The 24,301-nt window shown below is 48.2% G+C and carries 26 protein-coding genes; 10 read left to right on the top strand and 16 right to left on the bottom strand.

The genetic code is table 11. The features are described from left to right. The first annotated feature begins 3 nt into the window (after positions 1-3). The 4 genes from ACP26N_RS01500 to ACP26N_RS01485 all read left to right on the top strand — a co-directional run bounded on the left by ACP26N_RS01500 (position 4) and on the right by ACP26N_RS01485 (position 4,163). A complete protein-coding gene (locus ACP26N_RS01500) occupies positions 4-2,136 on the top strand; it encodes a heavy metal translocating P-type ATPase (protein WP_426354537.1) in 2,133 nt (710 codons plus the stop codon). Then, entirely contained in the window at positions 2,133-2,339 is a 207-nt protein-coding gene (locus ACP26N_RS01495) for a cation transporter (RefSeq protein WP_114597139.1), read from the top strand. Before ACP26N_RS01500 ends, ACP26N_RS01495 begins: the two co-directional genes overlap by 4 nt. Before the next feature lie 84 nt (positions 2,340-2,423). Then, on the top strand, positions 2,424-2,648 hold the full coding sequence (locus ACP26N_RS01490) for a hypothetical protein (protein ID WP_131503277.1): 225 nt from the start codon (positions 2,424-2,426) through the stop codon (positions 2,646-2,648). Between the two features lie 207 nt (positions 2,649-2,855). Continuing rightward, positions 2,856-4,163 (top strand): protoglobin domain-containing protein, encoded by a 1,308-nt coding sequence (locus ACP26N_RS01485; protein WP_426354534.1) that lies wholly within the window; start codon positions 2,856-2,858, stop codon positions 4,161-4,163. Positions 4,164-4,214: 51 nt separating this feature from the next. On the opposite strand, the gene ACP26N_RS01480 is transcribed toward ACP26N_RS01485, so the two are convergent. The 5 genes from ACP26N_RS01480 to ACP26N_RS01460 all read right to left on the bottom strand — a co-directional run bounded on the left by ACP26N_RS01480 (position 4,215) and on the right by ACP26N_RS01460 (position 8,498). Next, a complete protein-coding gene (locus tag ACP26N_RS01480) occupies positions 4,215-4,835 on the bottom strand; it encodes a class F sortase (protein WP_426354532.1) in 621 nt (206 codons plus the stop codon). Beyond that, positions 4,795-5,589, bottom strand: coding sequence for a DUF4397 domain-containing protein (locus ACP26N_RS01475; protein WP_131973399.1), 795 nt, complete (start codon positions 5,587-5,589; stop codon positions 4,795-4,797). Before ACP26N_RS01475 ends, ACP26N_RS01480 begins: the two co-directional genes overlap by 41 nt. Before the next feature lie 318 nt (positions 5,590-5,907). Then, positions 5,908-6,780: an agmatinase gene (gene speB, locus ACP26N_RS01470; protein ID WP_012369162.1), complete on the bottom strand. Its 873-nt coding sequence runs from the start codon at positions 6,778-6,780 to the stop codon at positions 5,908-5,910. Positions 6,781-6,840: 60 nt separating this feature from the next. Then, a complete protein-coding gene (gene speE, locus ACP26N_RS01465) occupies positions 6,841-7,680 on the bottom strand; it encodes a polyamine aminopropyltransferase (RefSeq protein ID WP_026829494.1) in 840 nt (279 codons plus the stop codon). Positions 7,681-7,823: 143 nt separating this feature from the next. After that, the gene (locus ACP26N_RS01460) at positions 7,824-8,498 is read right to left on the bottom strand and encodes an NAD(P)H-dependent oxidoreductase (protein ID WP_131503274.1); all 675 of its coding nucleotides are present in this window, start codon (positions 8,496-8,498) and stop codon (positions 7,824-7,826) included. Between the two features lie 389 nt (positions 8,499-8,887). Between ACP26N_RS01460 and ACP26N_RS01455 the strand changes: the two genes are divergently transcribed. Both ACP26N_RS01455 and ACP26N_RS01450 read left to right on the top strand, forming a co-directional pair. Then, the gene (locus ACP26N_RS01455; protein WP_426354528.1) at positions 8,888-10,444 is read left to right on the top strand and encodes a BCCT family transporter; all 1,557 of its coding nucleotides are present in this window, start codon (positions 8,888-8,890) and stop codon (positions 10,442-10,444) included. A gap of 79 nt (positions 10,445-10,523) precedes the next feature. Further along, positions 10,524-11,366 (top strand): metallophosphoesterase, encoded by an 843-nt coding sequence (locus tag ACP26N_RS01450; protein ID WP_131503272.1) that lies wholly within the window; start codon positions 10,524-10,526, stop codon positions 11,364-11,366. A 47-nt stretch (positions 11,367-11,413) separates the two neighbouring features. Here the strand turns inward: ACP26N_RS01450 and ACP26N_RS01445 are convergent, their stop codons facing one another. Further along, entirely contained in the window at positions 11,414-11,908 is a 495-nt protein-coding gene (locus ACP26N_RS01445) for a YwhD family protein (protein ID WP_131503271.1), read from the bottom strand. Between the two features lie 70 nt (positions 11,909-11,978). Beyond that, the gene (locus ACP26N_RS01440; protein ID WP_114597146.1) at positions 11,979-12,506 is read right to left on the bottom strand and encodes a hypothetical protein; all 528 of its coding nucleotides are present in this window, start codon (positions 12,504-12,506) and stop codon (positions 11,979-11,981) included. Between the two features lie 167 nt (positions 12,507-12,673). Here ACP26N_RS01440 and ACP26N_RS01435 point away from each other — a divergent pair, with 167 nt between their 5' ends. Together ACP26N_RS01435 and ACP26N_RS01430 are read left to right on the top strand one after the other, a co-directional pair. Continuing rightward, positions 12,674-12,859 (top strand): 2-hydroxymuconate tautomerase, encoded by a 186-nt coding sequence (locus ACP26N_RS01435; RefSeq protein WP_114597147.1) that lies wholly within the window; start codon positions 12,674-12,676, stop codon positions 12,857-12,859. 75 nt (positions 12,860-12,934) lie between these two features. Further along, on the top strand, positions 12,935-13,564 hold the full coding sequence (locus tag ACP26N_RS01430) for an NAD(P)-dependent oxidoreductase (protein WP_426354525.1): 630 nt from the start codon (positions 12,935-12,937) through the stop codon (positions 13,562-13,564). 88 nt (positions 13,565-13,652) lie between these two features. Here the strand turns inward: ACP26N_RS01430 and ACP26N_RS01425 are convergent, their stop codons facing one another. The 3 genes from ACP26N_RS01425 to ACP26N_RS01415 form a co-directional block, all read right to left on the bottom strand. Further along, positions 13,653-14,831, bottom strand: a complete 1,179-nt coding sequence (locus tag ACP26N_RS01425) for a NupC/NupG family nucleoside CNT transporter (RefSeq protein ID WP_114597149.1) — start codon at positions 14,829-14,831, stop codon at positions 13,653-13,655. Between the two features lie 124 nt (positions 14,832-14,955). Beyond that, positions 14,956-15,807, bottom strand: coding sequence for an aminoglycoside phosphotransferase family protein (locus tag ACP26N_RS01420; protein ID WP_426354523.1), 852 nt, complete (start codon positions 15,805-15,807; stop codon positions 14,956-14,958). Next, positions 15,804-17,108: an HD domain-containing protein gene (locus ACP26N_RS01415; RefSeq protein ID WP_214855771.1), complete on the bottom strand. Its 1,305-nt coding sequence runs from the start codon at positions 17,106-17,108 to the stop codon at positions 15,804-15,806. Before ACP26N_RS01415 ends, ACP26N_RS01420 begins: the two co-directional genes overlap by 4 nt. A gap of 155 nt (positions 17,109-17,263) precedes the next feature. Between ACP26N_RS01415 and ACP26N_RS01410 the strand changes: the two genes are divergently transcribed. Further along, on the top strand, positions 17,264-18,085 hold the full coding sequence (locus ACP26N_RS01410) for a lipoate--protein ligase family protein (protein ID WP_426354521.1): 822 nt from the start codon (positions 17,264-17,266) through the stop codon (positions 18,083-18,085). A gap of 17 nt (positions 18,086-18,102) precedes the next feature. Next, positions 18,103-18,951, top strand: a complete 849-nt coding sequence (locus ACP26N_RS01405) for a DegV family protein (protein ID WP_426354519.1) — start codon at positions 18,103-18,105, stop codon at positions 18,949-18,951. Between the two features lie 90 nt (positions 18,952-19,041). Here the strand turns inward: ACP26N_RS01405 and ACP26N_RS01400 are convergent, their stop codons facing one another. The 6 genes from ACP26N_RS01400 to ACP26N_RS01375 all read right to left on the bottom strand — a co-directional run bounded on the left by ACP26N_RS01400 (position 19,042) and on the right by ACP26N_RS01375 (position 24,247). Continuing rightward, on the bottom strand, positions 19,042-19,452 hold the full coding sequence (locus tag ACP26N_RS01400) for a hypothetical protein (protein ID WP_131973403.1): 411 nt from the start codon (positions 19,450-19,452) through the stop codon (positions 19,042-19,044). Beyond that, a complete protein-coding gene (locus tag ACP26N_RS01395; RefSeq protein WP_131973404.1) occupies positions 19,449-20,972 on the bottom strand; it encodes a flotillin family protein in 1,524 nt (507 codons plus the stop codon). The genes ACP26N_RS01400 and ACP26N_RS01395 overlap by 4 nt, the downstream gene beginning before the upstream one ends. After that, positions 20,969-21,490 (bottom strand): NfeD family protein, encoded by a 522-nt coding sequence (locus ACP26N_RS01390; RefSeq protein WP_131503264.1) that lies wholly within the window; start codon positions 21,488-21,490, stop codon positions 20,969-20,971. The genes ACP26N_RS01395 and ACP26N_RS01390 overlap by 4 nt, the downstream gene beginning before the upstream one ends. After that, positions 21,480-21,731: a hypothetical protein gene (locus tag ACP26N_RS01385; protein ID WP_131503263.1), complete on the bottom strand. Its 252-nt coding sequence runs from the start codon at positions 21,729-21,731 to the stop codon at positions 21,480-21,482. Before ACP26N_RS01385 ends, ACP26N_RS01390 begins: the two co-directional genes overlap by 11 nt. A 165-nt stretch (positions 21,732-21,896) precedes the next feature. Next, positions 21,897-23,096 carry a Bcr/CflA family multidrug efflux MFS transporter gene (locus ACP26N_RS01380; RefSeq protein WP_188005018.1) on the bottom strand — a complete coding sequence of 400 codons (1,200 nt, stop codon included), beginning with the start codon at positions 23,094-23,096 and terminating at the stop codon, positions 21,897-21,899. A 17-nt stretch (positions 23,097-23,113) separates the two neighbouring features. Beyond that, a complete protein-coding gene (locus tag ACP26N_RS01375) occupies positions 23,114-24,247 on the bottom strand; it encodes a YfbR-like 5'-deoxynucleotidase (RefSeq protein ID WP_131503261.1) in 1,134 nt (377 codons plus the stop codon). Positions 24,248-24,301: the final 54 nt, after the last annotated feature.

Genomic DNA, 24,301 nt, shown 5'->3' with positions numbered 1-24,301 from the left:
TCAATGTCGAAAACGATGGAACTGAATATCGAAGGCATGACGTGTGCGGCCTGTTCGGCCCGGATAGAAAAGGTCTTGAACCGGATGGACGGAGTCGAAGCCACCGTCAACCTGCCGCTCGAAACAGCACGGATTGATGTTCCGGAAGAGATGGATGAACAACTGATTTTAGATAAGATTAAAAAAATCGGATATGGTGCCACGATTAAAACGACGCCACACGAACAGGTGCAAAACCGCCGGATGCTCTACCGTTTTTGGATTGCCGCTTTCTTGTCCCTGCCGTTACTGCTCAGTATGGTCTCCCACATTCCGAACAGTCCGATCCATCTACCTTGGCTCATGAACCCCTGGCTGCAGTTCGCCCTGGCGACGCCGGTCCAGTTCATCATCGGTGCCCCCTTCTATGTCGGTGCCTATAAAAGTCTTCGGAGCGGGAGTGCCAACATGGACGTCCTGGTCGTACTTGGAACGTCCGCAGCCTATTTCTATTCCGTTGCCGAAATGATGATTCACCCGGTGATGCCGAATCTCTACTTTGAGACCAGTGCTGTTCTGATTACGCTCGTCCTGCTCGGAAAAGTCCTCGAGGATCGTGCCAAACAACAAACAACGGGTGCCATCAAAAGCCTCCTTTCCTTGCAGGCGACAGATGCTATCGTCCTGGAGCAAGGCGTCGAGCGGACGGTTTCACTCGATCAGGTTCAACCCGGCATGCAGTTGATCGTTAAACCCGGTCAAAAAATTCCGGTCGACGGTGTCATCACAGCCGGTGATGCTTATCTCGACGAATCGATGTTGACCGGAGAACCACTTCCGGCTCATAAAGGAATCGAGGATGTTGTAATCGGCGGGACCTTGAACACGAACGGTCACCTGACGATTCAAGCCACGAAAGTCGGTCAGGAGACGATGCTCGCAAGCATCATCCGTGTCGTCGAACAAGCGCAAACGGAAAAAGCCCCTATTCAGCGTCAGGCCGACCGGATTTCCGGTATCTTCGTCCCGATCGTCGTCGCCATAGCACTCGTGACGCTTGCCGTCTGGTGGTGGACGACCGGTTCATTCGCCGAAGCGATTCGTCCGGCAATTGCCGTTCTCGTTATTGCCTGTCCCTGTGCCCTCGGTCTTGCGACTCCGACATCGATCATGGTCGGGACGGGTAAAGGGGCAGAACACGGTGTTTTGTTTAAAGGAGGAGCACAACTCGAGTCGTTACAACACGTGGATGCTGTTGTCTTTGATAAGACCGGAACATTGACGATTGGCCGCCCGGTCGTGATCGAGACGTTCGGACAGGAACAGGCACTCGATTTTGCAGCGGCTCTTGAAAAAAAATCGGAACATCCACTGGCTCATGCCATTACCGAAGAGCGCGATGTCGTCTTTGACATCGAACACTTTACAGTCGATCCGGGACGCGGTGTCCGGGGATCGATTATGAATCAGGACATCATGGTCGGGTCGGCACGGATGATGGAGGAACACGGCTTCTCCCTGCCCGACTGGACATCTGTCGGCGCAACCGTTGTGTATGTCACGGTAAACGGGACGATTGAAGCGGGTTATGCGATCCGGGATGAGCTGAAACCGACTACCAAACAGGTGATTCAGGAGATTCAGCAGACAAAAGCGGTTTACCTGCTGACCGGAGACCGGCGCGAAGTCGCCCTACAACTCGCAACGGAACTTCAGATTCCACAGACCCATGTCTTTTCCGATGTCCTGCCGATTGAAAAAGCTGATCATATCAAAGCCCTTCAATCGAAAGGACAACGGGTCGCGATGGTCGGAGACGGAATCAATGATGCGCCGGCTCTTGCGACGGCAAATGTCGGGATTGCCCTCGGCAGCGGAACAGATGTCGCACTCGAAGCGGCAGATGTCACGTTACTTGGACATGACCTGCAGCAAGTCCTTACAGCCATCCGGCTCAGCGAACAAACGATGAAGAACATTCGGCAGAATCTGTTTTTCGCCCTCGGTTATAATGCAATCGGGATTCCGATTGCCTGCCTCGGCCTGCTTGCCCCTTGGGTCGCAGGTGCCGCGATGGCATTCAGCTCTGTCTCTGTCGTCACAAATGCGTTACGCTTAAAACGTATTCCACTATCCAAAGGAGGAAACCAATCATGAAAGAAACAACTTTAACTGTCGTCGGAATGACGTGCAATCACTGTAAAGCAAGCGTCGAATCGGCGTTAAACGAACTCAATGGTGTAACGAATGCAACCGTCTCACTTGCAGACAACAATGTTACGGTGACACATGAAGACGTCGCAACAGAACGTCTCGTCGAAGCGATTGAAGAAATTGGATACGATGTTCCGACTGCCTAATTTTTTAGTCAAACTGCGCGAAACATGCAGTTTGGCTTTTTTATTTTGAAAAAAACGGGAATGGTTCTACAAGGAGGGGTTCGTATGGTACCGAAAATCGAATTCGTAGAACACTTCGATGACAACAAAGGAAAACGATTTAAAATCGAACTTTGGAATCTCGGAACCTTCACATTCAGTGCTGAATCAGCCAAAGGACCTGTCACCCGGTTTACGTCCATCGACATTCAATTCGTCCAAACTTGTGTGAATCGGATGCGATCGATTGTCGATGCCAAAAAAGCCTTCCAAGAAGATCAACCGGTTTAAATCACCGTTTGACATATATAGCAGGTACCCTTCGTTTCAGAAGCGGTCATTCCACTCATGGTCCTTGATCATGAGTTTTTTGATTTCAGGTCAATATTTTATTCACATCCGACAAATTCTTCAGAAAACGATTATCAGAGTTCTTAAAACAGCCGATAACAAATAAGACATTAAAAATCTTAATTCCAAGAAAATCGGGGGCATATCGTGCGCAATCCATTTAAAGCTAAATCATCGATGTCGACCTATCAGGCGACAATCGGATTCCCAGGCAAACGACTAATCACTAAAACCAGTGATCCGACCTTAACCGGACGCCTGGAATACATGGGCTATACGGAAGAACATCTGCAAACTTTGAAAGCCATGGCGCCTGTCGTCAACAGCATTTTGGATGAAGTGCTCGAGCAAGTACTTGATCATTTACTTCTTCATCCTGAAATGGTTCAAATCGCTCAAAATTCATCCACACGCGAACGTCTGAAAAAAGTATTTGCCGACTACTTCGGTAGTTTATTGACAGGAAATATGGATGATAAATTTCTTGCGATGCGGACACGAATGGGGAAAACCCATAACCGTAACTTCGTCCCGGTGACCTGGTTCATCGCTTCTTATGCGGCGTTCAATACATTGTTGATTCCAAAAATCGTCGAACATTTCCAACATGATCCGGCACGATTGACGAATGCGATTCTGGCGCTGAATCATGCGATGAATCTTGATGCTCAAATCGTGACAAGCCAGTATGTTGATGCCCGCTTGCATGAAGTGAGTGCAGCCAACGAATCACGGAGCCGTCTGTTGCAGGACGTCGTCCGTGTCAGTCAAGAAGTCGCAAGCACCGTCGAACAGACGGAAGAAGCGATTTCCGAGACGAGCCGCCGGGCGACACAAATCTTATCCGAAACGGATCAAACGGAAAAAACAAGCCGTAATCTGGTCGGATTGACGTCAGAAAATGAGACGAAAATGGATAAAATGGAGCAGCAGTTTGTACAGGCAACGGAACAGGTCAGTACTTCATTGACAAGTATCCAGCAACTGAAAACGACATCAGACGAAATCGTCAAGATGACACAAGGCATCGAAGATATTGCCAATCAGACGAACTTACTTGCCTTGAATGCTTCCATTGAAGCGGCTCGTGCCGGTGAACACGGTAAAGGATTCTCTGTCGTCGCAATCGAAGTCCGTAACTTGGCGGAAAATGCGAAATTACTCAGCAGCAGTATCAATACGTTGATTCAAAAAAATAACGGGAACATCAATGAACTCGTTTCCCAAATGGATGATATCACCCGGTCAAATTCTGCTTCCCGTAACGAACTTCAACAAGTGAAGAGCGGTATCCATACCGTTAAACAGGAAATGGAAAACTATCTGGAGATGTTCGGTCGCAACAAAAACGACTTAAGCCAAATCGTTCAAACGATTCAAGGAATCAGTCAGACGACCCAAGGATTGTCTGCCTTAACGACAGATCTCGTTGCCGCTTCTGAAGTCAATGCTTGAGCAAACGAAATAAACGAAGGGACCTTTCCGCTAACGGAGAGGTCCCTTCGTTTATTTTTCCTGTTCGGCCGTCACAACCAATCGCTGATCGTATCCTTTTGATTGGGTAAACGTTCCGACACAGGTGATTAACGTTAAACGTTGCGCAAGTGTCGCACCAAAAATTGATCCGACAGGTGCCTGGTCAACGGGATAAGGCATTACGTTCGTCACCACGTATGAAACCTGTTCTCCCGTTTTAGAACTTACTTCAATCCGTTGTCCCCGTTTCACTTTTGCCAAGTCATAAAAGACAGCCGGACCATCCGTGTCATCTAAATGTCCTGCCAAAATGACATTGCCGGTCTGATTGGCTTTTGCCCCGTATTGGTACCAACCGACTTGATCCGTCTGCTTCGGAACATCCATCCGTCCCTTATCATCTTTTCCAACGACTTCAATCTTTGCATTCACATCGATCGCCGGGATTTTTAAACGGTTCGGTATGAATGTTTCGACGGCTTCTGCTTTTGAGTCAGACTTTGGTGCCGGTGATTCGACGACAGGTGGTGCCGGTTCCTCAGAGCGCGGCGGAGAAGCCTCTTCTGCTCCTCCACACCCTGCAAGCACCACGGTGAGAAATAATAAGAGATTACGCGTTTTGTTTACGACGGACGACATAAGCTGTCCCAACAAGTGCAGCTCCAGCAAGTGCTACGAGTGCCCAAGTTGTCGCCATCGAAGAATTTTCAGTTGTTCCGCCAAGACCAGTGTCCGGCATTGCTGCCATTTCACCGCCGTCCGGAATCAGGAGGACGTCAAAGGCCGGTTCGCCTTCAAGGAGTCCAATTGCGAGTGCTGTATAGTTTTTGCCACTGTCGAGTTTGATACCGTCGAGTGCTTTAACGACATCCGTTGCACCGGCTGGTCGTACTTCAAGGTCGTACGTACCGGCATCCAGTGTACCGTAGTCAGAGACTTTCGAGAACTCGAGGTCGCTGAAGAGCGGATCTCCACCTTTTGGTGCGACATCAACGGCTGGTGCATCCGGTGCAAAGTGAGCGACACGGACCATTGATTTTCCATCTTCGCCTTTGCCGTTATCTTCCATGACAGCAAGTTTGATATCTGCCAATTTACCGATTGCGGCTACAGAATAGAATTTTCCGGCTTCGATGTTGAGTGTTTGAGAAAGTACAGGATCTTTTGTTGTACCGGCTGCGAAGACTTCTATTTTATGTTCTCCGGCTGGGAGAGTGAGATAATCTGTAACGGCTTTAAATTCTGCTCCTGAGACTGCTTTTTTGCCATCGACGGCGATGTCCACTGCGGGAGCATCAGGTGAAGCGTGAATCACACGAACCATTGCATCGTCTGCTGCACCTACCGGGAGCACAAATAGTGCGAATAGCAGAGCAGCTGTGACGAAAGATAAGAGTTTCTTCATCTTTTTTCCACCTCTCATGTCATGATGTATTTCGCTCTCAAACCAACATTTCGTTTTACATTAAGAATATTATTCTTGTGGTGACATCTTAAACTTAAAGCAATTGTTCAAACCTGTAAATGTCTGAGTGTGCTTTTTTGTCAGGAAAAACACATTAAGTTTCCTGACGAAATGAGATGATTTCCGTCCGTATGATCACATTCATTTTACTGTGTACCCGCACTGTTGCTGTTCGGTTTTGGTAACTGCAGTTTGTATGAACTGTCTGTCTGACAACAAAAAGGTCAGATTCCGCAAAAACGGATCTGACCTTTTCTTTTACTTTATAAAACCAATCATCATTTCACGCAAGACTTTAGCAGCCGCAATTGCTGTCATGTCTGACTGATCATACGCCGGGCAAACCTCTACGAGATCGGCTCCGATGACATCAACATCAGCCCGTGCAATCATATGGACGACTTCAAGTAATTCCTTTGTCGTCACGCCGCCGATTTCCTGTGTTCCCGTTCCCGGTGCCGCTGACGGATCAAGGACATCGATATCGATTGTCACGTAGACCTTTTTACCGGCAAGTTTCGGTAAAACTGCTTTCAACGGTTCAACGATTTCGTATTTGAACAGGTTGTAACCGGATGTCTTCGCCCATTCAAACTCTTCTTTCATCCCTGAACGAATGCCGAATGAATAACAGTTTTCCGGTCCAATCAAGTTCGCGATTTTTTTGAGTGGTGTCGAGTGCGACAACGGCTCTCCTTCATACGAATCGCGTAAATCCGTATGTGCATCAAAGTGCAACACAACAAAATCTTCGTAATGTTTATCAAAAGCTTTGACGACCGGCCATGTAACGAGGTGTTCGCCGCCCATACCGAGCGGGAACTTACCTGCCGTCAATAACGAGTCTACGTATTCTTCAATCATATCAAGTGATTTTTGCGCATTACCGAACGGAAGCGGGATATCTCCAGCGTCAAACAGTTTCGCATCGGCGATATCGCCGTCAAGATACGGACTGTATTCTTCAAGTCCGAGTGAGACCTCACGGATCCGGGCCGGGCCAAACCGTGAACCAGGTCGGAAACTGACCGTCCAGTCCATCGGCATACCGTACAACACACCTTTTGCATCTTCGTGAGTCGGTTGACTCGCGATAAATACCTTACCTGAGTAAGCTTCATCAAATCGCATCATTATTCCTCCAGTCATAGAAAGGAGTGCCCCTGAAAACGGAACACTCCTGACGTTTAATTAGATCGTTAAGTCTTTGACGAACTTCGGTAGCGCGAATGCAGCTGTATGAAGTTCCGGTGTATAGTATTTCGTTTCGATATCGTGGAAACGCTCTGGTGCGACAGCGAGGGGATCATGTTTTTTCGATCCAATCGTAAATGTCCACAGACCGCTCGGATACGTCGGAACGTTGGCAATGTAGAGTTTTGTGATCGGGAAGATTTCTTTAACGTCGCGTTGCACATCACGGATTAAGTCCGGTGTGAACCACGGGTTATCCGACTGAGCGACGAAAATACCGTCTTCTTTTAATGCTTTTGAGATTCCTGAGTAGAATCCTTTTGTGAACAGGTTGACGGCCGGACCGACCGGTTCCGTTGAATCCACCATGATGACATCATATTCGTTGACTGCTTCTGCAATATGCATGAATCCGTCTCCGACGATGACTTCAACACGTGCGTCATCAAGACCACCTGCGATGTTTGGTAAATATTTTTTCGAGTATTCGATGACTTTTCCGTCGATTTCGACAAGAACCGCCTTCTCAACAGATGGATGCTTCAAGACTTCACGGATGACTCCGCCGTCTCCTCCACCAACGACCAAAACAGATTTTGGATTCGGGTGTGTGAAGAGTGGAACGTGTGCGACCATTTCGTGATAGACAAACTCATCACGATCTGTCGTCATGACCATTCCGTCAAGTAACAACATTGTACCGAACTCGTCCGTCTCAACCATCTCCAGGCGTTGAAACTCCGTTTGTTCGCTCTCATAAACGTGGTTGACACGGAATGTGATACCGTAATCTTCCGTTTGGTGTTCCGTGAACCATAACTTTAATTTTTGTTCCATTTGCGATAGAACCCCTTTCTTTCATCAAGACAAAAGTTGTTCGTATGCGAGTGGCGTTTACGGCGCTTCTTAATCATACAAATGCGAGTATACCGGACTTTGAAAGAAACTTCTATATAATTCGAAAAGATTCGACTGTTTTTTTAGTCGACGAACGTGACGATTTCATCCAGGCACCGACGCTGCTTCGCCCGTTTCGGTTCATCCGCCCGGTAGCCGAATGCGACCATGACCGGTACGGTGAAAACAGACCGGTCGAGCACACCGTGCCGTTCGAGAATCTGTTCCACTGCCTGCTGATCGAATCCTTCAATCGGACACGAGTCGATGCCGATTTGCGCTGCTGTCGACATCATGTTTCCAAGCGCGATATAAGCTTGTTTCGCCGACCAATCGGCCATCGCCTTTTCATTATCCCCAATCTTGAAATCTTCTTCGAGGAACAGACCGTACCGTTTTGTCCGACCGGCTTTTGCTTCATCCGACAGACCGAGTACATCCATCATATGTTTCACGTGCTCCCCGTCCGGTTGCATCTGTCCACCTGTCCGGGCCATAAAGATGACGTAGTGGCTCGCTGTCGGCAATTGACCTTGTGCTCCCCACGAGACGTCCCGAATCTCATTTCGAACGGCTTCGTTTTGAATGACAAGCAGATTCCATGGTTCGTATCCGAAAGAACTCGGTGAAAGACGCGCTGTCTCCAAAATAAATGAAAAATCTTCTTCTGTTATTTTTTTAGTCGGATCAAATGATTTGGTTGCATGACGGAACTGAAAAGCATCGATAATCTGTTGTTTTGTCTGATTGTGATTCATAACTGATTCCTCCTGATTAATATGATGACTACCTGATACGATATCAAACCCGTTTCACTCCGTCTGTTTTTTTGCTTCATCAATGTATCTGAAATGCATGTTACAAAACATCTGAAGCGGGAAATAATAAATAATTCGATCATTTCAACCTTTTCTATCCCCTTGATTCAGACTCGTCATTTCAGGCTTTATTTGAATTTCGTTAGTTTTTCTACTGTCCGTCCCCTTCCCATCATTACCCATTTCGGTTTGCCAGTCTGCTCCATCTTTGTTACGGTTAGAACTTGCGTGATAAGGTTTTGTTTTCAAATGACACGGGTAGTACTAATGTCGTTGTCTAAAAGAGTTACAAAACTACATGTAAAATTCGAAAGAAGGTGTTGATCACGATGGAAAATAAACGAAAAAGTAAAATTACGAATGTCTTTATCACCTCTGTCATTTTCTGTGTGCTCTTTACCATATGGGGAATCTTGCCTGAATCACTCATTGGTGCCGCAAATCTTGGCAATGTCACAGGCATCGCTCAAAACTTTGTTTCGAACGGCTTCGGCTGGCTTTATCTTTTTGGTATGAGTGCCTTTTTATTAATTGCCATCTTTTTAATTTTTTCACGTTTTGGTTCAATCCGACTCGGTAAGGACTCCGATCGTCCCGAGTACGGTCTTATCTCATGGTTCGCGATGTTATTCAGTGCCGGCATGGGGATTGGTTTAGTCTTTTGGGGTGTCTCAGAACCACTGACCCATTTTCATACCCCCCCGGTCGCAACAAATGATTTAACAGAAGCTGCTCCACTCGCCATGCGTTATTCCTTTTTCCACTGGGGTCTGCATCCGTGGGCACTCTACGCGGTCGTCGCCCTCGCCATCGCTTACTCGACGTTCCGTAAAGGACGTCCGGCCACAATCGGTGATACCGTTGCTTCCCTGATGAAACCGAAGTACGAAGCGGCCGGTAAAGGAACAGTTGAAGTACTTGCCATTGTAGCTACGGCATTTGGTGTTGCCACGTCACTCGGTCTCGGAGCCCAACAAATTTCAGGTGGACTTCACTTCCTTGTCGACGGCATCCCGAACTCCTTCATGACCCAATTAATCATCATTTTAGTCGTATCCGTCCTCTATATGATGAGTGCCGCTTCCGGTCTTGATAAAGGAATCGTCCGCTTGAGCAACGCCAATATTGTCTTGGCGATCCTCTTGATGGTTGGGGTTCTGTTCCTCGGACCGTTCAGCTTCATCATGGATCTGTTTGTTCAAACGACAGGTGCTTACTTGCAAAACCTACCGACAATGAGCTTCCGGGCGTCAGCCTTCAATCCCGATGAACGGGGATGGATCAATGACTGGACAATCTTCTACTGGGCATGGTGGATTTCCTGGTCGCCGTTCGTCGGAACGTTCATCGCCCGTGTCTCAAAAGGACGGACAATTCGTGAGTTCGTACTTGGCATCATGCTGGTACCGACAATTTTCGGTCTGCTCTGGTTCTCTGTTTTCGGTGGATCTGCGATTTGGAACGAACTGTTCAACAATGTTGATCTCATTTCAACGGTCAACGAAAAAGGAGTCGAAACCGGTATGTTCGCCTTGTTCGAAACATTCGGTGGTCTCGAAACATTCCTCAGTATCATTGCTGTCTTCTTGATCACGACGTTCTTCATCACGTCTGCCGACTCCGCGACGTACGTCCTCGGGATGTTATCTTCCGGCGGTAGTCTGTTGCCGAGTCTCCGCATCAAATTGACATGGGGAATCATCCAGTCGTCAATCGCAGCTGTTCTTTTGTACGCAGGCGGACTCAGCGCCTTGCAGGCCGCAGCTGTCCTTGCCGCCTTCCCGTTCATCTTCGTTGTCGGGATGATGGTGATTGCCCTGTTCATGGATCTGTCCAATGAACCGGATGCTGCGAAATCAGCCGACGAGTTGAAAAAAGAAGCCTAACTGCAGTCAGACCCTGTCTTCCGTCAGGCGGAAGTCAGGGTCTTTTTGGTATGCTGAATACAAGAAAAGGGGTGAGGACTTGCGCGTCAAGAAAAAATGGTTTATTCCCATCGGCATTCTCGCTCTCAGTAGCTGGTTTTTGTACCGGGAAAATAATCAAATCGACACGACGGCAGTAACGGTCCAATCGGATAAACTGCCTGCCGCGTTTAATGACTATAAGATTTTACAGATTGCCGATCTGCATGGTAAATCCTTTGGTTCCCGTCAAAAGGTTCTTTTGAAAAAAGTGAATAAACTGCAGCCGGATGTCATCTTAATGACCGGTGACTTGATTGATTCAAGACGTAATGGAGAAGAAGAAGCACTTCAGCTGATGAAACAGCTGATACCGGACTATCCGGTCTATTTCGTGACAGGCAATCATGAAGTCCGTCTGAATTTGACGATTTTACCGAAGCTTGAACGACTTGGCGTCACCGTCCTTCGAAATACGTCCGTTCCGCTTGAACGAGACGGTCAGTTCATTGAGTTGCTTGGAATTGACGATCCGACGACGACCCGTTGGAGTGAAGGGCTGCAGGAGCCGGATGGCATCCGGCAAAGTCTCGATCAAGCCCAGTCGACTGCTGATCCCCGTGCTTTTCAACTATTGATGGCGCACCGTCCGGAATATTTACCGTTGTACGCGGAACGGAAAGTCGATTTGGTGTTATCGGGTCATGCCCATGGCGGACAAATCCGGTTACCGTTCACGGACGGCATGTATGCTCCCGGTCAAGGCTTTTTCCCTGAACTGACAGCTGGACAGCATACGATGGAGAACACACGGTTGATCATCAGCCGTGGGCTCGGCAACAGCTTATTTCCGTTCCGAATCTTTAATCACCCTGAGTTAATTGTCGTGACGTTACGCAGATAATCAATCAAAAAAGTGCCAACTCTTTCACAGAGTCGGCACTTTTATTTTTAAGTGAGCGCTTCATGCAACTCAGGTTCAGCATTTTCCCACATCTCCGGTTTATGTGTTTGCAGGAAGTCACGCAACAAGTGTTTCGATGTATCGTCCATATGATCGACGACAATCCGTCCTTTTAACGATTTATCCATCTTATTGACATGATCTGCTAAAATCTTAAAGCCGCGTCGTGCTTCGACATCAACTAACAGGTCACACGCTGCGACGCCACCGTAATAAAATCCTTCCGGTTTCCGGCCAACCGTCACCCAAACGATCCAGTACAGCTTTCCGTTTGGTGAATCCGCCTTGTCCGTCGTGAATTTAATCCGTTTCTCGATAGCTGCTTTCGCATGCATCGCACCCATATCAATATAGGCTTCACCGTCTTCCGGCGAGATGATGACCGGTGACATGCTGTTCAGACTGAGTGTTCCGACACCAAATCCACCATGCCCGTCCGTTGAGTTATCTGAAATGATATTGAAGTTAATTTTCTTTTCCATCGTTTACTTGTCCCCTTTTACTACTGTTGCTTCTATCATACCGCATCCAACAGTCGGTGCAAGCCTTCGTTTACCGCTTGAGTGTCTCAAGCTGCTCCCGGGTGACACGACGGATCGTTGGTAACCGCAGACATTCGAGGGACGTGAGTTCTTCATGAGCGGGTGGATTCAACTCTTCCAGTTGCACCAATGCCCGGTCATACAACGTTTGCGAGGCACGACCGAACAGAACAATCCGCTCCAGTGATGAACATTTCGAACGAATCGCCCGTAATTGCTTGGCCAGTTCCCGAATCCGCTCTGCCAACTCGTCTTCAATATCAGGTGTCGGTTTACGATTTTGAAAAATCGGCTTGAAGCGGTCCTCATCCCGAAGCAACGTCAACATCCCGTAGCGTTTTGCTTCTTCATTTCCGACAAGCGCTGCCAATTCCTTATCCGTCACGAGCCGTCCAAACGGAATATTTTGATCAAATAAGACATCTGCGACTTCGAGACCTTTTGCGCCTGATAACGGGTATGTGTTGTCTTCTGGTAAAGCGCGGTCAAAAATCAGTAGCGTATGGATTTTTTTACGAATCACCGGTTCCATCTCCATGCCTTCACCTCATCCTCATCATTTATTAAGTACTACTTCTTGCTTCCGACAGACTATTCCTGTTCTATACCCATCTTTTTCAATTTCAATGTGCGGTTTGACGGAACCCGGGTGGCGTACGGTATACTGAGGGCGTATTGTACTTATGCTAAGAGGAGGAATCTGACATGCCTTACGTTACTGTTAAAATGTTATCCGGACGCACAGTGGAACAAAAACGTGCTTTGATCGAAAAAGTCACAGCAGCCGTTTCTGAATCCGTCGATGCGCCAAAAGAAAATATTACGGTTTTCATCGAAGAGATGGAGAAAACCGATTACGGTCAAGCCGGCGTCATGTTCGCCGACAAATAAACACTTTTCAGGAGGAACGATTTAACCCGTCGTTCCTCCTGTTCCATATACTTATCACAGGAAGGATGAATCATCATGGCAAAAGTCAGCTTACTTGGGGCAACCGGACGTACAGGACGGCCTTTACTGGATTTACTATTGGAGAAAGGACATGACGTCCGGGTCCTTGTCCGATCGGAGCAGCATGGACTACCTGACCATCCCCACTTGACGGTTATAAAAGGAGATGCGACGGATGCAGACGATCTCGAACGGGTCATCGCTGGGACGTCTGCCGTCTTCAGCTGTTTAGGAACCGATCAAAAACAAATTCTTTCTGTTGCGGTTCCAAACCTCATCATTAAAATGAAAGAACAGCAAATCGAACGAATCGTGTTCGTCGGAACGGCCGGCATCCTTGATGCTTCGGAAGAACCGGGAAAATATCGTTTCCAATCCAGTGAATCCCGTCGTCGCTCGACGATTGCAGCTGAAGATCATCTCAAAGCCTACTTGACGTTAAAAGACGCAGATGTCGACTATACCATCATTTGTCCGACACAACTCGTCGAAGAAGATGCGATCGAGGACGTCTTGATTGAATCCAATCGATTCACCCACGAAACCGGTCCAATCCCCCGCATCAATGTCGCCCGCTTCGCTTATGACGTTTACGATGAAGGGCTGTTCCATCGCGAACGGGTCGGAATTGCTTCACGCGGCTAAAAATAGTAGAAACCAAAAGCAGGACCCGATTTTCTAGTCGGGTCCTGCTTTGTTTTAAGAAATGACAGATCTGCCATTCGTATGCGATTTAGAGTAAGATACTGACGACGATTGCCGTCAAGACACTGACGAGTGTTGCTCCGTAAAGCAATTTCAGACCGAAGCTCGCTGCAACACTTCCTTGGCGGTCGTCCAGTCCTTTAACAGCACCTGCGATGATCCCGATTGACGAGAAGTTAGCGAATGAAATTAAGAAGACCGAAACGATTCCAAGTGTCCGTGCCGAGAATTCTTTTGCGTATTCAGGCAAGCTGAGCATCGCGACGAATTCGTTTGTAATCAACTTCGTTGCCATGATGCTACCGGCACTGACTGCTTCCGCCCATGGAATCCCCATGATGAAAGCGAATGGTGCAAAGATGTAGCCGAGAATATCCTGGAACGAGATGCCGAGAACCATCAAGAAGATATCATTGACCATTCCGATCAAAGCATTGTATCCGATCAACATCGCGCCGACGATGATTGCGACTTTGAATCCATCCATGATGTATTCGCCGAGCATTTCGAAGAACGTTTGTTTTTCTTCCACGATTTCCAAGATGTCTTCTTTTGGATCAACTGTATACGGATTGATGATTGAAACGATCATGAATCCACCAAACAGGTTCAAGACGATTGCTGTGACGACATATTTCGGTTCGACCATCGTCATGTATGCACCGACGATTGACATCGAAACTGTCGACATCGCAGACGCACATAATGTATACAGACGGTGAGGCGGTAATTTACCAATTTGCTTTTTAACCGTGATGAATACTTCTGATTGACCGATCGCTGCTGACGCTACGGCGTTATATGACTCAAGTCGTCCCATTCCGTTAATTTTCGAAAGGACGAACCCGACTCCGCGCATTAAGAGCGGCAGGATTTTCGTGAACTGCAAAATTCCGATTAAAGCCGAGATGAAAACGATTGGCAACAGGACGTTGATGAAGAATGGTTGCGCGCCTTCGTTCGCTAATCCACCGAAGACAAAGTTGATACCGATCGCGGCATAACTGAGCAATTTTTCGAAGACTTGAGCGATCCCTTTAATGACGATATAGCCGAATGACGTGTTCAACAGAATGTATCCCAGGACAAGCTGAAGCACTAGCATGACCGCAAGCGGTTTCAATTTGATGCTTTTACGATTACTGCTGACAAGGTATGCCAAACCAAACACGATGACAAGTCCCAGTATTGCGATTAAATATTTCACGAACTATCCCTCAATCCATAGTTTATTTTATCAGTTGTACATAAGTACGAGGTCTGACGTTCAATCTCTTTCCCAAGTACTACAATAATCAACATTCGGAAGAACTGCAAGGGGTAAAGTTCATTTAGTAACCGCTTTCGTCATTTTCATAAACTTTCAATACAATGTTTTCCATCCGTTCCCGAACATTGCCCTGACTGATGTTTGCCTTCCCATATGCTTTCCAACCGGGATAAACATCGAGGGTGTCCGGTTCAAAATCAAAAACAGCGGTTAAATCCCATTTCCGATCGTACGAAAATCCACTGCAAGCAATATATTCAGCTAAAAATTGATCTGCTGCTTCGACCGATTCAAGCAACGCCAGATTTAATCGGCAATAGGCGACATCTGCTTCAATGGGTCCAACACAGCCACTAATCCAATCGACTACGTTATACTTTTCAGCTGATTCGTATAACACATTGACCGGATGAAAATCGCGGTGGATGAATCGAACTTGTTGACTCGTTGCCGGCGGTTCTGCCACAGCCCGTTGCCACATCTCCTTTTGAACTGCCCAAAAAGGAACCGTTCGCTTTGTCACGTATGGTGCATACCGGTACAAGGCTTCTGGAACCGGCAGTTGATGAATCGCAACTAACGTTTTTGCCAATTGTTTGAGGTACGCTCGATTTAACGGTTCGAGTCGGACTTCTCCCGGTAAACACGTCATTTGAATCCATGGGGGAATCTCCCCCTCCCACGTCAATTGATAATTTTCGACATCCGGCCCTAATCTACCGGTCGCCCGTAACGCAAAGACCTCGTGCGCGACGAGGTCCGGTTCCTGTTTTAGCCAGGCAGGATTGGTATGAATTCGAAAAACACTATTCCCCGCTCGAAACACGTACGAGGAAGTCGCTCCTATTAAGGGGATAACCGCTTTCCCTTCCAAGCCGGCATACTTTAAGATGGTTGCGATGATATTGTTCATATTTCTTCTCCAAGTAACAATTGATCGATTTGCATCTTCTCGTTCGCAAATTCCCGTAAGTCATGCAGGATTTCCTGCGGGAAAAATAGCTTTTCATCCGTCTGACGTGAATTGGCAATCGCCTGAACGAGCGGCGAGACTTGCGAGATCTCTTTCATCTGACCATTTTTCATCTGCAGCATGATCGGTTGTTTACTGATTTCGCCATTATCTCCATATAAGTCGTACGGCAGGCGACTGAGCTTGTCTTCGAGCAGATAATAAGTGGGATCAAGCCCGATTTTTTCAAATAACGTACACAGTTTCTCATGGACACGCGCGCGCTTTTCTGCCGGATAATCCACATATTTAAATAATTTCCGGTCGACGAACCGGCGTGCCAAATCGCTTAATACGGCGTCCTCTTCCTCTGCCCACTGCTGGAAATAGAAGTAGACGATCGTCTCATCCAGTGCCAAATAATTCTTCAGCGACATCTGTTGTGTAAAAAGTGGACTTAAGTGGACCGGATCAATCGTGAAGGCATACCCGCCCGTATACAGTTCTTTTGCCCGCTCAAGAATCGCTTTTAATAAGTAATCGCTCGAACGCGTCACGGGATGGAGATAGACCTGCCAGTACATCTGATAACGCCGCATGATGTAATCTTCGATCGAATGCATCCCGGACTGCTTGACGACCATCTGATTCGGTGCCGGACGCAGGACACGCAACATCCGTTCGAGATCAAACTTTCCGTAACTGACACCGGCGAAATGTGCATCCCGCAACAAGTAATCCATCCGGTCGACATCGAGCTGGGAACTGATCATCGTCACAAGCAATTGATTAGGATGGGTTTTGTTGATGATTGACGCGACTTCTTCTGCAAATCCTTCCCCGACCTGATCGAGGACCTGTTTGATTTCTGTATCCCCAAGGATAATCCGTTCCGTCCATTCTTCATGATCAACACCAAAGACGTTTTCAAAGGCATGGGAAAACGGACCATGACCGACATCGTGCAAGAGTGCGGCGACGAGTGTCAATTCGCGGTACTGATCGTCCCAATCGGCGCGACCATTAAAGACATCAATCAATTGACGGGTAATCTCGTACACGCCAAGCGAGTGATGAAAACGGGTATGCTCGGCTCCATGGAACGTCAAAAATGATGTGCCGAGCTGTTTAATCCGGCGGAGACGTTGAAATTCTTTTGTTCCGATTAATTGCCAAATCAATTGGTCGCTGACATAGATGTAGCGATGAACGGGATCCTTGAATACTTTTGTTTCTTTTAGCTGTCCCAGTGACTGATACATACACTCTCTCCTTTAGTAGCTCGTTCTCGATCGGTATAGTTCATAGTTCGGTTTGAAACGGTCCGTTCCTGTTGCTTCACTGGCTTCTTATTAAAAAGTTTACACTGCCGTATGCTATAATAATGTCGCAAATCTAGAAAAAAAGGAACGAGCCTATGGGAATCGAACTCTTAAAACAAGAACATTATCGTATTTTTGATCAAACGTCACTCGGAAACACCTTTCATGCCACACAATCGTTTGCGATGGACGATACATTGTGCGCCTCCGTCGCTACAGAGGGTGCCGCCATCCGCTCCTGGGTCCACCATGAAACGGTTGTCCTTGGGATTCAAGATGCGCGTCTCCCTCATCTCGATGATGGAATCGACGTCTTACACGCCCATGGTTTTCAACCGGTCATCCGCAATTCCGGCGGGCTGGCCGTCGTAATCGATGCCGGTGTCCTGAACATCTCGCTTGTCCTCCCGGAACGCGGTGGAATCGATATCGACAGCGGCTATGAAGCAATGCTCGCCCTTGTCCGGCAGATGTTCGCCGAAGAAACCGATGCCATCGTCGCCGGTGAGGTCGTCGGATCATATTGCCCCGGATCCTATGATTTATCGATTGCCGGCAAAAAGTTCGCCGGTATTTCACAGCGGCGTGTCCGCGGAGGCGTCGCGGTTCAAATTTACCTCTGCGTGAACGGCAGTGGCAGTGCCCGGGCGCAACTTGTCCGTGATTTTTATGCTGCCGCCCTACAAGGAGAAGCGACCAAGTTCGTGTATCCGACAGTCGTTCCCGAAACAATGGCCTCTTTGGAAGAGCTGTTGCAACTCCCCTTCACGGTCGAAGACTGCTTGGTACGTGTTTACCGCTCCTTGATGGAACTTGGCGCGACACTCACACCGTCCGTCTTGAGCGAGGTCGAGAACGAACGCTTCGGTGTAAACCTGGGTCGGATGTTGGATCGAAATGAAAAAGTCCTAGGTTGATAAAGGAGAGAACGAACATGGTACGTTTTATTACTGACAGCGGTGCTGATGCACCTAAAGAATTACTAGACGCTTACGGCTTCACCGTCATGCCGTTCGGCGTGTTGATTGACGAAGAGACATTTTTCGACGGCGAATCGATTTCACCGGTCGAATTATATGAAAAAATGCGGAACGGGGCGGCACCAAAGACGTTTCAAGTAGAAGTGTCACGGATGGTCGAAGTCTTTACAGAACACTTTAAACAAGGTGAATCGTTCATCTATCTGGCTTTCTCAAGCGAACTATCCGGTACGTATCAAACCGCAACGATGCTCGCAGCAGAACTTGCTGAAACGTATCCGGATGTCCCCTATGCCATCATCAACACGAAAACAGCCTCGACCGGTCAAGGACTGTTCGTGTTAGATGTCGCTGAATTTGCGAAAACCCATTCGTTTGAGGAAACAAAAGCGTGTGCCGAACAAAAAATCAATACCGTCCGTCATTTGTTTACTGTCGAATCGCTCGAATACCTGATGCGGGGCGGCCGTGTTTCGCGGGCCAGTGCTTTCATCGGTGGTTTACTGTCGATTCTTCCACTTTTGACGGTCGAAGACGGGAAACTGATTCCAAAAGAAAAGATCCGCGGTCAGAAAAAAGTCATGAACCGGATTGTCGAATGGATGGAAGAAGCACGTCCATCCATTGATGGACACCGGATAATCATCGGTCATGGCGATTCAATCGAACGGGCGGAACAACTGAAACAGTTGATTGAATCCCAATTCTCACCGAGTGAAATCCTGATCACAGTCGCTGGAGCCGCGATCGGTTCTCACACCGGTCCCGGATTAATCGTCATCGGTTATGATTTACCGGCCTGATTCATCATTAAAAAATCCGAATGTCCCCACCTCTTCTTATTGACAGAGGGATGGGAGCATTCGGATTTTTTGTTACCTGGTACAATCGTTTTATTCGGTTAGTCCTGTTGGAGTCCGTTCTTTTCCCGGCTCAAAAAGTCCGAGCAACAAAAAGCGGAACATGACATACACAAACAAGAGCAATGTCACCCATTCAAATAATAAATAACCAACGCCTTGAAGCGATAACCCCGACCGGATTTCATTCCACCAGTAAGGGATATCTGTCGTCAACAGACCGAACAGACCGGCCGCCGCTGCTTCCGCGCGCGTCAGCGGATGGCGGAGCGAGTACGAGACACGTTTTACATTAAAGATTGAGTTAAACCCGCCCTCTGATGTATAGCCTTTATACAGCCCGAACGCCACACCGAGCGCTACAAGGACGAGTGTCGAAAGCGGGAAAACAAGATTCACCGCGACCAGTAAAAGCAACGCTGTCAAGACAACGTTCGGTTTCATTCAGACTTCGTTCCCGACGTCACCGGTTCCCCTTGATTTAAGTTGACCGTCAACGGTTTCGCCGTTCCTTTACCCGAGAAGTTTTCAATCAAGTCTTTCACGTCGATGCCGGATGATGCTTTAAGTGTTTCCTGCAACGAAGCCATCAAATCGGTGGCATATCCGGTCACCCGGTTTGCTCCGCCGCCCTCGCCGCTCCCTGTATCAACGACTGTAATCTTGTCGATGTTGCCGAGTGGTGCTGCGACCTGTTTCGCATATTCCGGCATCATCCGGACGACCATGTCGAGAATCGCCGCTTGTCCGAACTGTTCGAATGCTTGCGCGATCTTTTCTTTCGCTTCCGCTTCCGCGAGACCTTTCAGACGGATGATATCCGCTTCCGTCTCCCCTTGCGCCCGTTCGGCTTCCGCTTTCGCCAGACCATCGAGACGAATCCGTTCGGCGTCGGCTTTCGCAGAGGCTTCAATCCGGTATTTCGTCGCATCGGCTTCCGCATATTGTTTCGCCCGGTCGGCCTGGGCCGCCTGCTCGATGGAGTAACGATCGGCGTCGGCCCGTTTTTTGACTTCCGCATCGTATTGTTTCTCGCGGCGGAGAATTTCACGTTCTTCGAGCTCGATTTGTTTCTGACGTTCGATGATTTTGATCTGCATTTGTTGTTCCGTGACTTCCTGCTGAGCGCGGGCATTTTCAAGGTCATACGCTTGGTCGGCTTTTGCTTTTGCGATATCCTGCTCGCGGCGGTAATCGGCCATCTTCAGTTGATTTTCTTTTTCCGCTTCCGCAATTTCCGTTGCCCGTTCGAGTTCCGCTTTTTTCGCATCTTTTGAAGCTTCCGCCCGCTTGATCCGTGTTTCTTTTTCTGCGTCGGCTGTTGCGATATCGGCATCGCGGCGGACCTGGGCAATCCGCGGTTTCCCGAGTGATTCCAAATAACCGTTTTTATCGCGGACGTCTTTGATCGTGAACGAGACGATGATCAGTCCCATTTTCGCTAAATCCTGTGACGCGACACGTTGCACTTCCTGTGAGAATTTATCACGGTTTTTGTAAATTTCTTCGACTGTCATCGAACCGAGGATTGACCGTAAGTGCCCTTCAAGGACTTCCCGTGCTTCGCCTTCCCGGTCTTCTTTTGATTTACCGAGGAATTGTTCGGCTGCCGTCGCGATTTCAGAAATCGAGCTGCCGATTTTGATGATTGCTGTCCCGTCTGCCATGACCGGAACACCCTGCTCTGTATAGACTTCCGGTGTCGTCACTTCGAGCTTGCTCGACAGCAGACTGAGCGGGGATGCTTGTTGAAAGACAGGTAAGATAAACGCTCCGCCGCCACGAATGATTTTGACCCGGTTGCCGGATTCATCAGTGTTGACGGTCGGACTGTTCCCGAGATAACTCCCGGACACGATCAACGCTTCTTCCGGTCCGACTGTGCGGTACTTTGTGACGAATAAGGCGATCAGCGCTAAAATCAGTGCGCCGGCTATGATTGCTACAATAATAATCGGATTCATGAAAACATCTCCTCTTTCCACTGCGTAGGATAGGTCATGACATGCGCCACGCCTTGTTTAATTTCAATGATGATGACTTTTGTTCCTTGTGCCAGAGCCGGACCTTCAAAAAGAACGGCGGATTTGGCAATCCGTCCTGACACATCATCGACGAGAATTTCACCGTAGCCGTCCTCCGGAATCGGGAGGATGACGATGGCACTGCGTCCTTCAAGCGTCTGTTCCGAAAAACTGATGGATTGCTCCGCTTTCGCAAGCGGTACAAAAATGAATAAATGCAACAAAGACGTCAAGATGAGACTGATACCGGCACTGATCAGCAAAATAACGAGCGAACCAAGTGACGTCAGATGCTCGAGTCCAAATCCAAAAGCAGATGTCAAAATGACAAAGGACAGGATTAACGTCGGATGAAAGATTTGATCAATACCGGGAATCAAGTCTGAAAAAACGACAGACAGTAAAACACCACAGGCCGCAGCGGCAAGGGCATACAGATAAAGCGTACTAACGTCCATCTTCGGTCACCTCGATAAACGGATTCGATCCGTACAGTTGCCGGTAAGCTTGAAGGTACGCATGACGATTTTCTTCATATAACAATTCGGCTAATTCTTTTTCCCGTGGACTGTCTGCTTCCTGACATCTGCGGGCATACTTTTTTTGTGCCGCGTAATGCCGCGCCAATAAACTCTCCAGTGTCCTCTGATTCTTCGGTTCAGATACCGGCCGTGTATCCGAAAGAGATCGTTTTTTCATCCGCCTGCTCCTCTCTTCTTTGCTGAGCTCCTCTTTATTTACGGTTTATTTTTGGAAATAGTTTCAAAATCCACTGATTTTTTCTGACAGCATTTCTTCCAATACAGTCTTCAACAAAAAAACCGATTTCCTCAAAAAGGAATCGGCTTCATTGAATGCATCTTTTTATTGATTTCTTCGGACAATCAGTAAGGTATACACGAGCAATGCCAGACAATCAAGTGTCATGATGATCAAGCCCATCGGCAACGCCGACTCTTCCCCCATCACGCCAACGAGTGGCGAGACGAGTGAGCCGACAAGCATCGGCAACAGACCAAGCAATGCCGAAGCACTTCCGGCCGTCGAACCGTAGTTTTGCATCGCCAAGGTAAAACCGAGCGTCGAAATCATCCCGACACTCGAAACGACGAAGAACAACGGAATCATAACGAGAATCAAGGAGTCGGATAACGTCAGCGCAAGAAACAGACAGATCCCGGCTAAGGCGACGACCGTCAAGGCGATCCGCATCATTTTCTCACTGTCGACGCGCCCGGCCAACCGTCCGGCCGTTTGGGCAGCCAGAATGATTCCGATCCCGTTCAGACCGAACAGAAAACTGAATTGTTGCGGACTCGCCCCGTAGATGTTTTGTAAAACGAACGGGGAACCGGAGATATACGCAAACATCGCACCCATCGCAAACGCTTGGGCAAAGGCATACCCGATGAAGGTCCGGTCTGACAGCAAGCGTCCAAACGTCCCGAAGGTCGTCTTCAAATTCCCTTCGACCCGGTGATGAACCGGCAGGGTTTCCGGCAACCGGAACGCGACTGCAATCAGCATCAACGTACTTAAGATGGCAAGCAGATAAAATACGACGCGCCAGTCGCCGAACCGCAAAATTTGGCCCCCGATGATCGGCGCCAAAATCGGTGCCGTTCCGTTGACCAGTGATAACGCCGCAAAAAACTTCGTCAATTCTGGCCCTTCGAACAAATCCCGGACGATCGCCCGCGAGATGACGATTCCGGATGCACCGGCTGCTCCTTGAACGAAACGTAAAGCAATCAAAATTTCAATCGTCGGCGCAAAGGCACAGGCGAGCGATGCCAGTAAATAGGCAAATAAGGCCAATATCAACGGACGTTTTCGTCCCCGGACATCACTGAGCGGACCGACGATGATCTGCCCGATTGCCATCCCGAGCATACAGGCGGTCAAGCTTAGTTGAATCGAGGAAGCACTGGCGCCAAATGAACGTGACATGTCCGGAAATGCCGGTAAATACATGTCAATCGAAAGTGGACCGAGTGCGGCGAGTGATCCTAAAATCAGGATTAGGGTCAATCGTTTGGTTTGAATCGGTGAAGTGTTCGTCATGATTTTCCTCCTTCCTATTAAGATGTCACGTAGTCTAAATCGTGTAAGACATAAGCTAAAAAGAAGACGACGGATGGATTTTCATAGGCCGTTTGGACTTTCTTCAACTGGGCCCGGTAACCGGTCTCATATTCCACACCATTCAATTTTCGTTCCATGTTCATCTTGATCAACGCATCGAGCTTATCGACGACATCAACCATCTGTCCTTCGTACGTATCATCTTTTGCTTCGACGACGAACCGGTGAAATTCCTTTCGCATCGAGGACGGCAACAAATTGATCAACGCTTCGCCTTCCGTCCGTTCATACGCTTCAAAAGCTGCTGCCGTGACCGGGGTCGCATGTTTGACAGGTCCGAGGACATCGCCTGTTGTCCCTTCGACCAGGTCATGACACAACAGACGCGAAACGACTTCTGCCGTATTGATCTTCACACCGTATTTTTTGGACTCAATCAATCCGTTGAACAAACCGAGTGATGCCGCACGGAACGCATGTGTCGCATCATTGTCGTCAATCGTATTGAATCGTCCTTTCCAGCGCCGAATCGTATCCATCATCAAGACGTTGTCAATGAAACGTGACATGTCATCCTCTGCCCAAACTGACTCCGTCAACGTCCGAATTGAAAACAACGGATGAACCGATAGTGCCTCTTTGAGTTCATTCGCCTTGTCGAGGAAAAACGTCGATCCCGTCACTTCTGCTTCCCGTTTCGCAAACAGCATCGCATCAAACGTGTCGATTGCTTCGACCAGCTTTCCTTCTGTTGAGTCATCTTCTGCAAACACCAGATAATTCGTGAAATCCGGTTGAAGGGACTTCGACAGCAACGCAACGAGTTTTTCACTCGCCTGGCGCTCCATCGCCTGGATGTGGGCATGCAACGTCGGTTCTTTTTTTGTCCGGTGTTTAATCGGTCCCGTGATGACCTCGTTCATATCGTGGAACAAGGATTTTCCAAGCAACGTCAATCGATCGTATTTAGTATCTGCTACCTCTTCTTCAATATAACTCGCCATCAAACTGAATAAAGCGACACGAAAGCTGTGACTCGCCGCATTATCCGGAAAGCGAGGGGCATATTCGTCCCAACGCGGGACATTCTGCATCCGTGTCAACATGCGAATAAAATTACCGTTTTGCATCGTCATCTCTCCTCATAAAAAACGGACAGAGGAATGATGACCCTGTCCGTTTCT

Origin of the sequence: Exiguobacterium sp. R-39, from assembly GCF_049942815.1 — a bacterium.
Classification (GTDB): Bacteria; Bacillota; Bacilli; order Exiguobacteriales; family Exiguobacteriaceae; genus Exiguobacterium_A.
The sequence above is the reverse complement of the archived record's forward strand: the minus strand, read 5'-3'. Positions and strand labels throughout refer to the sequence as shown.

Bases quoted from the DNA above. Each gene is read 5' to 3' on its own strand.
- ACP26N_RS01500 (WP_426354537.1), top strand. From the start codon at position 4: ATGTCGAAAACGATGGAACTGAATATCGAAGGCATGACGTGTGCGGCC.
- ACP26N_RS01495 (WP_114597139.1), top strand. From the start codon at position 2,133: ATGAAAGAAACAACTTTAACTGTCGTCGGAATGACGTGCAATCACTGT.
- ACP26N_RS01490 (WP_131503277.1), top strand. From the start codon at position 2,424: ATGGTACCGAAAATCGAATTCGTAGAACACTTCGATGACAACAAAGGA.
- ACP26N_RS01475 (WP_131973399.1), bottom strand. From the start codon at position 5,589: ATGAAGAAACTCTTATCTTTCGTCACAGCTGCTCTGCTATTCGCACTA.
- speB (WP_012369162.1), bottom strand. From the start codon at position 6,780: ATGCGATTTGATGAAGCTTACTCAGGTAAGGTATTTATCGCGAGTCAA.
- speE (WP_026829494.1), bottom strand. From the start codon at position 7,680: ATGGAACAAAAATTAAAGTTATGGTTCACGGAACACCAAACGGAAGAT.
- ACP26N_RS01460 (WP_131503274.1), bottom strand. From the start codon at position 8,498: ATGAATCACAATCAGACAAAACAACAGATTATCGATGCTTTTCAGTTC.
- ACP26N_RS01455 (WP_426354528.1), top strand. From the start codon at position 8,888: ATGGAAAATAAACGAAAAAGTAAAATTACGAATGTCTTTATCACCTCT.
- ACP26N_RS01445 (WP_131503271.1), bottom strand. From the start codon at position 11,908: ATGGAAAAGAAAATTAACTTCAATATCATTTCAGATAACTCAACGGAC.
- ACP26N_RS01440 (WP_114597146.1), bottom strand. From the start codon at position 12,506: ATGGAGATGGAACCGGTGATTCGTAAAAAAATCCATACGCTACTGATT.
- ACP26N_RS01435 (WP_114597147.1), top strand. From the start codon at position 12,674: ATGCCTTACGTTACTGTTAAAATGTTATCCGGACGCACAGTGGAACAA.
- ACP26N_RS01430 (WP_426354525.1), top strand. From the start codon at position 12,935: ATGGCAAAAGTCAGCTTACTTGGGGCAACCGGACGTACAGGACGGCCT.
- ACP26N_RS01420 (WP_426354523.1), bottom strand. From the start codon at position 15,807: ATGAACAATATCATCGCAACCATCTTAAAGTATGCCGGCTTGGAAGGG.
- ACP26N_RS01415 (WP_214855771.1), bottom strand. From the start codon at position 17,108: ATGTATCAGTCACTGGGACAGCTAAAAGAAACAAAAGTATTCAAGGAT.
- ACP26N_RS01410 (WP_426354521.1), top strand. From the start codon at position 17,264: ATGGGAATCGAACTCTTAAAACAAGAACATTATCGTATTTTTGATCAA.
- ACP26N_RS01405 (WP_426354519.1), top strand. From the start codon at position 18,103: ATGGTACGTTTTATTACTGACAGCGGTGCTGATGCACCTAAAGAATTA.
- ACP26N_RS01400 (WP_131973403.1), bottom strand. From the start codon at position 19,452: ATGAAACCGAACGTTGTCTTGACAGCGTTGCTTTTACTGGTCGCGGTG.
- ACP26N_RS01395 (WP_131973404.1), bottom strand. From the start codon at position 20,972: ATGAATCCGATTATTATTGTAGCAATCATAGCCGGCGCACTGATTTTA.
- ACP26N_RS01390 (WP_131503264.1), bottom strand. From the start codon at position 21,490: ATGGACGTTAGTACGCTTTATCTGTATGCCCTTGCCGCTGCGGCCTGT.
- ACP26N_RS01385 (WP_131503263.1), bottom strand. From the start codon at position 21,731: ATGAAAAAACGATCTCTTTCGGATACACGGCCGGTATCTGAACCGAAG.
- ACP26N_RS01380 (WP_188005018.1), bottom strand. From the start codon at position 23,096: ATGACGAACACTTCACCGATTCAAACCAAACGATTGACCCTAATCCTG.
- ACP26N_RS01375 (WP_131503261.1), bottom strand. From the start codon at position 24,247: ATGCAAAACGGTAATTTTATTCGCATGTTGACACGGATGCAGAATGTC.